Raw genomic sequence first — 11,586 nt, forward strand, 5'->3', positions numbered from 1 at the left:
GGCTGCTCCGGTTGTTGTTACCTCGCATCATTCATTATTCGTCTTTTTCCTCGCCTACACGTCTCGATGGCAAGTGTTTTCTATCAGCCCGATTGCTGTTTAAAGCAATGTCTGCGCCCCGTCAATCACGATTTCTGCGCCGCTCACATGTTTAGCGCCGTCTGATGCTAAATAAAGGACGGTGTCAGCGACTTGCTCGGGCGTGCCAGGAGGTGTCGGAAATGGCTCGCTTTTTTTATGAATTGTAATCGGTGTGAGCGCTTCCTCATGGCGGTATGTCCGTTCATCGATATGTGTGCGAATCGCGCCTGGACAAATGACATTGACGCGTATGCCATAGTTGGCAAGTTCTAGCGCGGCCATCTTGGCAAAAGCGGCGATTCCTGCTTTTGAGGCGCTGTAAGCAGACATACCGAAGTTGGAAAAGACACGAGTGCCGTTAACCGAACTGGTCATAATGATGCTTCCGCCATGTTTTTTCATAAGTGGAATGGCGTATTTGACGCTTAAAAAAGTGCCTGTTAAATTGACTCGCAACGTTTGTTCCCATTCTTCCGGCTCAAACGCTTCGATTGATGTGACGGTACCGTTTATGCCAGCATTGGCAAAGACAATATCAATGGCTTTCACCGTTTCGCCGATTTCATTAAATACAGTCTCCATCCGTTTGGCGTCTGAAATGTCAGCCTGAAAACAATAAACGTGCTCTTTATCAAGCTCCGCTTTCAACGTTTTTAACCTTTGTTCGTCTTGATCGATTAAAGCAAGCGTGGTTCCTTTTTTGGCAAACGCCATTGCGGTTGCTCTTCCGATTCCTGATGCTGCTCCAGTTATGACCGCTGTTTTTTGGGACATCCCTGCACCTTCTTTACTCCAGCTTTTAAGGCTTTAGGACGATGAGGCTACATCGATTCCTTCTGCCTTGTTTTGCCTTGGACAGGCACTTATAGAATTGCCGTTTTTGCATCTGCCTAAACGTATATTAACGGCGTTTGCGGATCGTAAATTGGTCATTGAGCAACAGCCAGTTTTGCGGGAATGACAAGCCGAGCTTCCAGTAGCTAATGCCACGAAGTTGGTGTTGTTTAATTAGGTTGAACTTCGCTTGGATGGAACGGCCATCTTCAAACCACACTTCGTGTTCCCTACCGTTCACGTCAATATAGTGGAAGAAAGGGGCCTGTGCGTCTGTGTCAAACTCGATCGCAACATTGTGTTCACGCGCTAATGCAATGGCTTGCTGGGGGCTTATTGCCCGGGCGTATTCTCCGCCAGGTTCGAACGGCAATGTCCAATCGTAACCATATAAATTTTGACCAAGCATGATTTTATCTGGCGCCATTTCAGTTAAAGCGTATTCGACTACATCGGTAACAGGCCCTATTGGCGAAACGGCTTGAGGTGGTCCGCCTGAGTAGCCCCACTCATAGGTCATGAGCACAACAAAATCGACAATCTCACCATGGGCCCGATAATCATGGGCTTCATACCATTGCCCTGTTTGGGCGGCGCTTGTTTTTGGGGCAAGAGCAGTGGAAACTAGCAGCCCTTCTTGATGGAGCCTGTCGACTGCCTTTCTTAGAAAGGCATTATAAGGTTCCCTCATGGCTGGAGGTAAAAATTCAAAATCGAAGTGGACATCAGAAAAGCGGCCAACACGATTGGCTTCTGTAACAATCGCCTCAAGGAGCGCGTTTTGGATGTCAGGTGATTCTAATACAGTCTGGCCAAGTTCGCCACTAAATGCCCCTTCCTGCAAGTTTGTAATCACCATCATTAAAGCGGTGTTGTTTTCATCGGCTATATCAGGAAGACTGCCTAGGGGAACAGGCAACAGTGCGCCTTCAGCAGTGATGCGGTAACTGAACGGCGCTAAGTACGTCAAGTACGGAGCTGTTTCACGGGCAGAAGCGAGCAACGCCTCGCTAATCGTATCCTGTGTTGGTTCAATATAGGCATTCGTTTCAATTTCCTGCTTTGCGGCAGGAGGCAAGTAAAGACGAAAACCGACAGGGAGAACTTGATTTGGCATAAGGTTGTTTATTTCGGCCAACTGTTGGACAGAAAAACCATAGCGCGCAGCAATGGCGCTTAATGTATCACCAGGCTGGACAAAATAGTACCTTCCGTAGATCGGAATGACAAGCGTCTGGCCAACAACAAGTTCATTAGGGGCATCCAGTTGGTTGGCGGTGGCAATCGACTGGGGCGACGTATTATAAGCTTGGGCAATGCCATAGAGCGATTCCCCTGTCTGAACGACGTGCAATTGCATGAAAAAAACCCTCTTTCCTCTTGTTAATACTCTATACCTATGTGGAAAGAAGGGCGGACATGAAAAAAGCAAAGAGGCGCTAAATGTCCTCTTTGCACAGACTGTAGCCAAACGCTCGCATACGTGTCGTTTTCCGCTTAAATGCTTATGAACCCTCGTTCTTGATTGCCTCGTTAAGTTGTTTCCTCACACTTGCAATTTCCTCTTCTAAAGCAGTTAGCTGTTTTACTGCTTGTGCGACATTGCCGCCAGTTGTCTCAATTTTTTCGACGTCGCCTTGGATGCGGACAAAATCGCTTTTTAATTCAGCTAGCGTGGCTTGAAGTTCATCAACAGTTTTCACATAAACGCCTCCTTTTAACGATAACGTATCAAAAAAGCATCGTGTTGTACATGGATTTACATTTTATAGGCGTGGTTCGCTTTTTGCGTTATGATAGAAGAAAAGAGGAAGGTGAAGCGATTGAAAGCTTTGCTTGTTATTGATTATACGTATGATTTTATTGCCGATGAGGGAGCTTTAACGGTAGGGGCGCCAGGGCAAGCAATTGAAGACGCGATTGTAGACAAAGTCGAGGCGTTCCACCGGGCCGGTGATTTAGTCGTCTATGCCGTTGATGTGCACGAACAAAACGATCAATGCCACCCGGAAACAGCGCTTTTTCCGCCCCATAACATCCGTGGCACGAAAGGGCGCGAACTGTATGGAAAGGTCGGCACTCAATATGAGCGGATAAAGGGAGAGAACCATGTCATATGGCTTGATAAAACACGCTACTCTGCTTTTGTCGGAACCAATCTTGATTTGGTATTGCGGGAACGAGGCATTACGGATGTCCATCTTGTTGGCGACGTCACCGATATTTGCGTGCTTCATACAGCCGTTTATGCATATTCCCTCGGCTACAAATTAACGATCTATAAAGACGGCGTTGCTAGTTTCGATGCATCTGGCCATGAGTGGGCATTGCGCCACTTTCAGCAAGCATTGGGAGCAACCGTCGTGTAGAAGTCCGAATAATAGCCCGCTATTTACATATAGCGGGCTCAGACTGTAGACAAACGCTCGCATACGTCGTCGTTTGTCTCGGTCATATGCTCATGAACCCCCCGTTCTATTCGCATCTTCCCTCGCCTGCACTCCTCGTCTGACAAGCGTTTTCTATCAGTCTGAGGGCGGTTATCGACTTTGTCGACAACCTCAGCCCGCTATTTACATATAGCGGGCTTAACGTATTAAGAAGTATGGTTTAAAATATCAACAACGAATTTGGACCAGCTTTCTAGCCGGTCATACATCGGCTGAGCGCTTAGCTCTTCAAGGGTAACCCAACGCCCGGCAAGTTGATTCGTTTCCCGGATGGCAACGTCTGTATCCTCTTCGAGATCAAGGACGGAGAGAATACCTAGGTGGACGCGGCCGACTTCGTTGGCATCGTCGTTAATTAAGCCAATCGTCTTCATTTCTTTTTGCTTGCTTGCATCAAAAATAAGTTCTTCGTGTAATTCTCGATGTGTATTGGCTTCAAGCATTTCAATAAAGCTTGATGACATAATGGCATTCATATGGCCGCCAAAGCCAATGGAAAGTTGATTGTGCAAGCGGGCCTCGCCGCCGCCGCTTAGGCGTTCGTAGGAGTAGATCTCTTTCCCACGACGAATGACGACATAAGGAATTGGCTGTTTGTAAGTGGTGTCTTCTTCTGCATTGCCACGGCGCATCTCGCTGAAGTGGCGGTTAAGGCGGTTCATAATCGTTGCGACTTGTTCCCGTTCGCTAACAACGCCTTGAAAAGCAAGCGTTTCGTTATGGAAAACGTGTTTGCGCGGTGCGACAACAATCATTTCATCCATTTTTCCCAACGTAGTTTCCCCCTGTCGAAAAAGCAGCAAGTGAAAAGGCATCGCTGCTGATCGTTGAACATGTACATTATCGTACAGCTAGGCAAGCAAAGCAAGAGGATTTTTTTAACTTTGCGAAAGCAAAAAGGAAGAGCAGGCGATTTATCCTGCTCTTGCGAGGTCGATTAACGCTGCTCTTGCTTTGCTTTTTCCTCGGCTTCTGGAAAGAAGAAATCCTCATCACGAAGGGGTTCGACAGTTGCTTTTTTGTAGCCGTTTCCTTTCATCGAGAAAAAGTCATGTGACTTCGTTTTTGTATTCAGTCCGTTGAGGACGATCGGGTTGATTTCCTCGTCTTCAAAATAAGGATCAAAGCCAAGGTTCATTAACGCTTTATTGGCATTGTAGCGAATGAATTTTTTTACATCGTGGGAAAGCCCAACTTGATCATACAGATCTTCCGTATAGAGGAGCTCATTTTTATACAGTTCATCTAAGAGCTCAATCGCAAATTGGTGCAGTTCCTTTTGCGTATCAGGGGATTGCTTGTTGTAAATCTCTTGCGCCAACAGCCCAATATATACGCCATGGATTGCTTCATCGCGAAGAATGAGGTTTATAATTTCGCCGCTTTGCATCAACTTTCCTTGGCCGTAGAAATAAAGCGGGTAGTAGAAACCGCTGTAGAACAAAAAGCTTTCTAAGTAGACAGAAGCTACTAGTGCTTTAAACAGAGAAATGTCGTCGCCGCGTTTAATGTCTTTATAAATCGAGACGATTGTATTGGCCTTTTTCTGGAGGCGGGGGTTGACTTTGACCCATTCAAACAAATCATTGATTTCTTCTGACGTAGCAAGCGTCATGAAAATGTTTGAATAAGACTTGGCATGGACGGCGTTTTCCATCATTGCCATAAAGTTTAAAACCGCTTTGCGTTGATGGCCTTGGACGTGTTCTGCCACAAGTGGCATGCCGGTATTTCCTTGTTCGGTGTCGAGCAATGTCAAGCCAGCAAGCACTTTCATATACGTGTCTTTTTCGGCAGGCGTCAAATACTTCCACGTGAGAAGGTCGCCATTTAAGGCGACTTCCTCGGGAAGCCAAAACTGTTTGACGTTTTGGTTATAAAACATTTGCGTAAAATCATCTTCATGCTTGGACCAGTTGGCCGCATCGTAGACGTGCGTCATTAGGCACTCTCCTTTTTAGGTTGCATTTAAACTTTGTTAAACGACACAAGAAAGGCAGTTGTCTTGCCCTGTATCTTTTGTGCGCGCGTAGTAAAGGGTTTTGATGCCTTTATGGTGCGCATAAAGGTCGATTCGGTTCAAGTCACGGGTCGTCATCGTATCTTTTAGGAAAAGCGTAAAGCTGATCCCTTGATCGACGTGTTGTTGGATCGTTGCAATCATATCAACGACTTTAAACATATCCATGTCATAGGCTTCTTTGTAGAAGAACCAGTTGTTCGCATTTAGCCCAGGCATTGGATAGTATGTTTTGGAGTTGCCGTATGTCCGTTCTTCAATCCGTTCCATAATCGGCATGACGCTTGCTGTGGCCGACTGTACATAAGAAATCGAACCAGTTGGCGCGATCGCTAATCGGTAACTATGGTAAAGGCCGTGTTCTGCTACAAATGCTTGCAAAGCTTGCCAATCTTCTTTTGTTGGCACAAACATCCCGTCAAACAGCGCTTTGACTTTGTCAAATTTAGGCGTGAAGTCATTCTCGATATACTTTTTAAAGTAGGAGCCGTCAGCGTACGTACTGCCTTCATAACCGTGATACGTTTCACCCTGATCCCTGGCAATCTCGGCAGACCGTTTAATTGAGAAATAGTTCATCGCCATAAAAAAGGTATTGGCAAAATCACGAGCTTCTTCGCTTTCGTAAGCAATATGCTGCTTGGCTAGGTAACCGTGCAAATTCATTGCGCCGAGGCCGATTGATTTCATCAGTTTGTTACCGCGGCGCACTGCTGGCGCATTCGTAATATTGGTTGACTCTGATACGCGCGTTAAGGCGTCTGTCGCCAGGCTAACTGTGTTTTCAAGCGATTTGTTTTCCATCACGTTCATAATGTTAATCGACCCAAGGTTGCAGGAAATGTCAAGACCGATCTCATCTTCCTCGCCGTAGTCGGTGTAAGTCGATACTTCCGAGGCTTGTAAGATTTCTGAACATAAGTTTGAAAACTTGACATTACTAATATGGCCATTTGCATGGGCCTTGTTTACGTTGTCGGCAAACATAATGTATGGGTAGCCAGATTCGGACCGCAAGATTGCTAGCTTTTGGAACAGACGACGAGGGTTGATTTTTTCTTTCCGTACCCGCGGGTCGTCAACAAGCGTTTCGTACATTTCTTCCATGTCCATTTCATCAAAATGTTGGCCGTAAGCTTTATAAACGGTATGTGGATAAAACAAGTATGCATCTTTATCTTCGCGCATCAACTCAATAAATTTGTCTGGGATAACGACGCCAATTGACAATGTTTTAACGCGTACGTCTTCATCAGCAGATATTTTCCGCGTGTCAAGAAAGTCGTTAATGTCAGCGTGGAAAATATTTAAGTACGCTGCACCAGACCCTTGGCGCTGTCCCATTTGGTCGGCATAGCGAAACGCATTGTCGAGAAGTTTCATAACGCCGACAACGCCTTTTGTCGCGTTAGCCACATCTTTGATTGCCTCGCCTTTCGCGCGTAACTTTGATAAGTTAAGGGCCACGCCGCCGCCAAGCTTTGAGAGCTGCATCGAAATGTCGACAGCTCGGCTAATGTCATTTAATGAATCGTTAATTTCAAGCAAGAAGCAGGAAACGAGTTCGCCGCGGCGTTTACGTCCTGCATTGAGGAACGTGGGCGTCGCTGGCTGGAACTCTTGCGAAATCATGGCTTTTACTAACGCTTTGGCTTTTTCAACATCCCCGTTTCCGAAGAAAAGGGAAACAATGGCGACACGGTCTTCATACCGCTCTAAAATTTTGCTTTTGTCATTCGTTTTTAGCGCGTAATCATTGTAAAATTTAAAAGCGCTCATAAACGACGGAAAACGGAATTTTTTGTTATAGGCAATGTCCATCACCGCTTTGATTTCGTCGATCGTATACAAGCGCAGAAGCTCTTCTTCGTAATAATCATTTTCAATTAAGTAGTCGATCTTTTCTTCAAGATCATGGAAAAAGACGGTATTTTGGTTAATGTTGTCTACGAAATAACTATGTACAGCTTCTTTGTCCTTTTCAAACTGGTAGCTGCCGTCTTTTGTAATCATTAGCTCGTTGTTAAGCTGAACCCACTTTGGAACTTGTGCCAATTGAATTTACCCCCTGTAAAAAAGCATCGACGTCTCTAGACGTTCCGCTTAGCTCGAATTTATGAAGAACAGGAACATTGTACATGCTTGCGATGGTGTCTGCGCTTCTTGCAAAGCGGTCTCCCCAAATCCGGTTCCCACTTGCAGCTACTCCTTGGAGCTGCTCATGGTTCTTCTCAAGAAAGACGCGTGTCCTAGGCGAGAGTTCGCCAAAACCAGTCGTATACGTAATTAGTACGAAAGGCTTGTCCACCGTGGTCGTGTCGTCAATTTGTTCAATGTCGTCAAATGGCAATTTCGCCACAAATCGTTTGACGTTTCCTGTTTTTGAATCAAAAACAATTTTCACCTTCATCACAACCCTGTACAAAGAATCTATTTGTGTTTGATTATTGTTTTGTATACCACATATGGTAGATGATAAACGGAAATTAATCAATATATTGATTTATCCCCAACCTGTGCACAATTAGAACAGAGGCTTGTCCACGAAGGGAAACGCTTGTGTATAACTTTTAAAAAACATTTTTTTTGGCCAAAAACGAAAGGACGTTCTGTTCATATGAACAGAACGTCCATTATAGCGCATTTTGAAAAAATGAAAAGCAAACTGCTTACTCGCCAATGAAAAATTGACTAAAAGCCGATGCCCAAAGTTCATGGCCTTCGCTTGTCGGTCGCCCGCTTTCCACGTATGCGGCCATTTCCTCCTCGGCTGGCCAAGCATCCCAATGGTCCACATACGTTACAGGGAGTGATGGGGCTTGTTCGTTTAACACATCAATTTGTCCAGGGTAGACGGTTGCTGGGCCAATTGGGTTTGTCGGCACAAGAATAATTTCAACGCCTGGAATTTGTTCGGAAACGGCGTCAATAAAAGCAGAGAGGTGGGCAATTGAGTCAGATGCAGCAAGATTGCCGTTGTCGTTAAGCGTCAGTGATTCGAGCACAAGCACATCAGGCTCAGATTCTGCAATCTTGTCGGCAAACCCTTCTGCCAGAAGCTGGTCGCTTGTTGTGTCGCTTCCGACTGAAATCACTTCGTAATCGATAGTGGGCGAAGCAGCCCCATTATCAATTTGTTCCATCACAAGCTCTGGCCAGCTTTTTCCGTTTTCGTTCTCAATGGAGCTGGAACCGAAAAAGACAATATGCGCCGAGTCAGCGTCTTGGCTGTCAAGAAAATCGCCAAGCCATCCGCCGATTTCAATCCCCTCGCTATCATGCTCTGCTTTTGTGCTTGTTTTCTCTTGGTTGTGTGTGTCGACAGATGCTTGGGAAATAGCCTCTTTTGCGATCGTATTAACGCGATTTTGGTAATAAAAGTGGGCGATCACCATGCCAACAACACTAACCATTATCAGTGCTGTAAAGACCGTGTTCTTCAATCAATGTCGTCCTTTCTGTATGGCTTAAGTCTCTATCTAGTATAAAATGGCTTTGCCGGTAATAGAAGAAAAAACAACAAAATTCCCTAAAATTCTGTGCCAGTCATGTAAATGGGGGAAAGGATGTTTACTTCTAAAGCACTTTCCGGTAGTATTATCACCATTGTCAATACATGAATCAGGGGGAGAGGAAATGGGCGAGCAAACAGCACAGCGCACGCCATTTTTTTCCGTATTGCTCGTCTTGCGCAACGAAGAAGCTTATATTGGTCGTCTACTTGAGCAAGTGCTTAACCAGCAACGCAACGGTTTTGAGATGGAGCTGATTGTGGTAGATGGCCATTCGACGGACAATACACGAGAAATTGTGAGATCATACCAACAGAAGCACCCGATCATTAAATTGGTCGATAACCCAAAACAAACGCTTCCAGTCGGCTGGAACTTAGCGATTAAGGAAGCTTCAGGGGAGTACGTTCTTCGAATTGATGGCCATACATCGATTCCTGATGACTTTCTGCTCCGCTATGCGAAGGTGATTCGTAAACAGCCTGATGCTGATGTTGTAGGCGGCATCATTGAGTCTAAAGGCGAGGGCACCCAAGGTTGCATCAATGAATATGTCTATTCCCATCCTTTTGGCGTCGGCAACTCTAAATTCCGTACATTGGCTAGTGACCAAGTTTGGGAAGGCTTTGTCGACACAGTGCCATATGGCGCTTATAAACGAAGTGTATTTCAAGAAGTCGGCTATTTTAACGAGCAGCTAAAACGAAACGAAGATTTGGAATTCCACAAACGGATGCGCACCGCCGGAAAAACATTTTTTCTTTCGACAACCATTTGTTCTACTTACTATGTCAGAAGCACAATAGGGGGCCTTATAGACAAGTCGCTAGGCGACGGCATGTGGACGATTGTTGCCAACCGCGTGACGCCTGGCTCCCTTGGAAACCGACACAAAGCGCCGTTATTTGCGTTTATAGCCGGCCTTGCACTGCTGGTGGCCTCTTTTTTTCATCCCGGCTTTGCGTTGTTTTTTGCTTTATGTGTAATCGCCTATATCGGCGCCAGTGCCTATGCTTCAATCGGTTTTGCGAAGAAGAAAGGGTGGAAATGGTTGCTTCCATGCATGTGGACGTTTTTTTGCCTTCATTTTTTCCGAGGCTATGGATCATTTAAAGCTTTCTTTACAAAAGCATACTGGACGGCGGGCCGTTAAAAGCGCGACTGCCGCCCTTCATTGCCAATATGAGAAAATATCGAGTAGCTGTGGATTTTCATTGAATGTTAAGGATCTGTAAAGACTTTCTTATATTCGTATGCTAAAATGTCGTTAGACGAAAACTACGAAACTAGGAGTCATGCAGATGCCTACTATGATCCCAAATCGAATGACCCGCGGCTTAACGATGCTTGTCGATTTGCTGCTTATTATCTCCTCATATGGCTTAGCCTTTTCGATATTAAGGGGCCAGATGACGCCAAAGAACTACGAGGCATTTGGCTCAGTGGCTCCTTGGATTTTGCTTATTAGTGTGCTGTTTCTCGGCATCTATGAATTGGACCGTCTTGTCCAGCATGATATGTGGGATCTCGTCCGTAAATTGGCGATTTCTTTGACATTTATTATGCTATTGACAATGACTGTGTCATTCTTTTTCCGGGAATTCGCGCTGCCCCGTTCCGTTTTGCTTCTTGCCCATGTGCTCGCTTTTATCTTGTTGCTTATTTGGAAAGGGGCCTACACGAAATACAGCCAGCTTTCGCGAAAAGGGAAAGTCATGTTTATCGGCTCGGAGGAAGAATTTGCCGAAATGGAACATAGCTTGTCGACATTCTTATCGAAAAGCAGCTACGTTAGATGGTACGATAAACGCGAGTCGCTCGCTCAACTGCGGACGAAGCTAATGGAATACGATGTCGTCTTTCTCGGTTCAGGGTTAGACGAAGGCAAGAAGGATCGTCTCATGTTCCATGCGATGAAAAAGAAAAAGCTTGTTTATGTCGTGCCGAAAGTAAACGACATGCTTTTGATGAACACATCGGTGACAACAATGGACGATACGATGGTTATGCAAGTAAAGCCTTTTACGTTAACGTTAACGCAACTGCTTATAAAACGGGCTGTTGACATTGCTGCATCAAGTGTGATGCTGATTGCTACGCTGCCGGTCATGCTCTTAACAGCGATCGCGATTAAGTTGGAAGATGGCGGGCCGATTTTCTTCAAACAAGAGCGGCTAGGGAAAAACCATCAACCTTTTAACATTTTAAAATTCCGCTCAATGGTTATGGACGCAGAGGCCAAAACAGGACCTACGTTGGCTAAATCAGATGACGATCGGATTACGAAAACAGGCAAGTTCATCCGCAAAACTCGGATTGATGAGCTGCCGCAACTGATCAATGTCTTGATCGGCGACATGTCTTTAGTCGGTCCTCGCCCAGAACGGGATTTCTTTGCAGAAAAATTCCAGCGGGAGAACAAATGGTTCAACTACCGCCATGCGGTTAAACCAGGAATTACCGGTTATGCCCAAGTGATGGGGAAATATACGACGAACGTTGATAAAAAGCTCAAATTTGACTTACACTATATTCGCAACTATTCGTTTTGGCTGGACTGCATCATTTTAATGCAAACGATCTTGGTTGTCATTAATAAAGCGAAGTCAGAAGGGGAAGCGGCGCCGCAAAAAGCGAGCCGTGTATACCGCAAAAGCGAAAAAGTGTCCGTCAAGTAAGCCCCATTTCG

11 protein-coding genes are annotated in these 11,586 nt (G+C 45.5%); 3 read left to right on the forward strand and 8 right to left on the reverse strand.

Translation table 11 applies throughout. The annotated features are described in order from the left end of the window. Positions 1–99 precede the first annotated feature (99 nt). The 3 genes from BC8716_RS12280 to BC8716_RS12290 all read right to left on the reverse strand — a co-directional run bounded on the left by BC8716_RS12280 (position 100) and on the right by BC8716_RS12290 (position 2,618). Entirely contained in the window at positions 100–855 is a 756-nt protein-coding gene (locus BC8716_RS12280) for an SDR family oxidoreductase (protein WP_094426064.1), read from the reverse strand. 127 nt (positions 856–982) lie between these two features. Then, positions 983–2,275 (reverse strand): glycoside hydrolase family 18 protein, encoded by a 1,293-nt coding sequence (locus tag BC8716_RS12285; RefSeq protein ID WP_094426066.1) that lies wholly within the window; start codon positions 2,273–2,275, stop codon positions 983–985. Between the two features lie 145 nt (positions 2,276–2,420). Further along, positions 2,421–2,618 (reverse strand): SE1832 family protein, encoded by a 198-nt coding sequence (locus BC8716_RS12290; protein WP_094426068.1) that lies wholly within the window; start codon positions 2,616–2,618, stop codon positions 2,421–2,423. A 120-nt stretch (positions 2,619–2,738) separates the two neighbouring features. Between BC8716_RS12290 and BC8716_RS12295 the strand changes: the two genes are divergently transcribed. After that, positions 2,739–3,284 (forward strand): cysteine hydrolase family protein, encoded by a 546-nt coding sequence (locus BC8716_RS12295; RefSeq protein WP_257252725.1) that lies wholly within the window; start codon positions 2,739–2,741, stop codon positions 3,282–3,284. A 227-nt stretch (positions 3,285–3,511) separates the two neighbouring features. Here the strand turns inward: BC8716_RS12295 and BC8716_RS12300 are convergent, their stop codons facing one another. The 5 genes from BC8716_RS12300 to BC8716_RS12320 form a co-directional block, all read right to left on the reverse strand. Further along, the gene (locus BC8716_RS12300) at positions 3,512–4,138 is read right to left on the reverse strand and encodes a hypothetical protein (protein WP_094426072.1); all 627 of its coding nucleotides are present in this window, start codon (positions 4,136–4,138) and stop codon (positions 3,512–3,514) included. 164 nt (positions 4,139–4,302) lie between these two features. After that, on the reverse strand, positions 4,303–5,307 hold the full coding sequence (gene nrdF / locus BC8716_RS12305) for a class 1b ribonucleoside-diphosphate reductase subunit beta (protein WP_094426074.1): 1,005 nt from the start codon (positions 5,305–5,307) through the stop codon (positions 4,303–4,305). Positions 5,308–5,343: 36 nt separating this feature from the next. Beyond that, positions 5,344–7,446 carry a class 1b ribonucleoside-diphosphate reductase subunit alpha gene (gene nrdE / locus BC8716_RS12310; protein WP_094426076.1) on the reverse strand — a complete coding sequence of 701 codons (2,103 nt, stop codon included), beginning with the start codon at positions 7,444–7,446 and terminating at the stop codon, positions 5,344–5,346. Beyond that, complete coding sequence (nrdI, locus tag BC8716_RS12315) at positions 7,409–7,795, reverse strand: class Ib ribonucleoside-diphosphate reductase assembly flavoprotein NrdI (protein ID WP_169715945.1); 387 nt, start codon at positions 7,793–7,795, stop codon at positions 7,409–7,411. Before nrdI ends, nrdE begins: the two co-directional genes overlap by 38 nt. A gap of 259 nt (positions 7,796–8,054) precedes the next feature. Next, positions 8,055–8,828 (reverse strand): SGNH/GDSL hydrolase family protein, encoded by a 774-nt coding sequence (locus BC8716_RS12320; protein WP_094426080.1) that lies wholly within the window; start codon positions 8,826–8,828, stop codon positions 8,055–8,057. A gap of 193 nt (positions 8,829–9,021) precedes the next feature. Between BC8716_RS12320 and BC8716_RS12325 the strand changes: the two genes are divergently transcribed. Both BC8716_RS12325 and BC8716_RS12330 read left to right on the forward strand, forming a co-directional pair. After that, the gene (locus BC8716_RS12325; RefSeq protein ID WP_094426082.1) at positions 9,022–10,050 is read left to right on the forward strand and encodes a glycosyltransferase family 2 protein; all 1,029 of its coding nucleotides are present in this window, start codon (positions 9,022–9,024) and stop codon (positions 10,048–10,050) included. Between the two features lie 148 nt (positions 10,051–10,198). Beyond that, the gene (locus tag BC8716_RS12330; RefSeq protein WP_245850178.1) at positions 10,199–11,575 is read left to right on the forward strand and encodes a sugar transferase; all 1,377 of its coding nucleotides are present in this window, start codon (positions 10,199–10,201) and stop codon (positions 11,573–11,575) included. Positions 11,576–11,586 lie beyond the last annotated feature (11 nt).

Origin of the sequence: Shouchella clausii (assembly GCF_002250115.1) — a bacterium.
Classification (GTDB): Bacteria; Bacillota; Bacilli; order Bacillales; family Bacillaceae_D; genus Shouchella; species Shouchella clausii.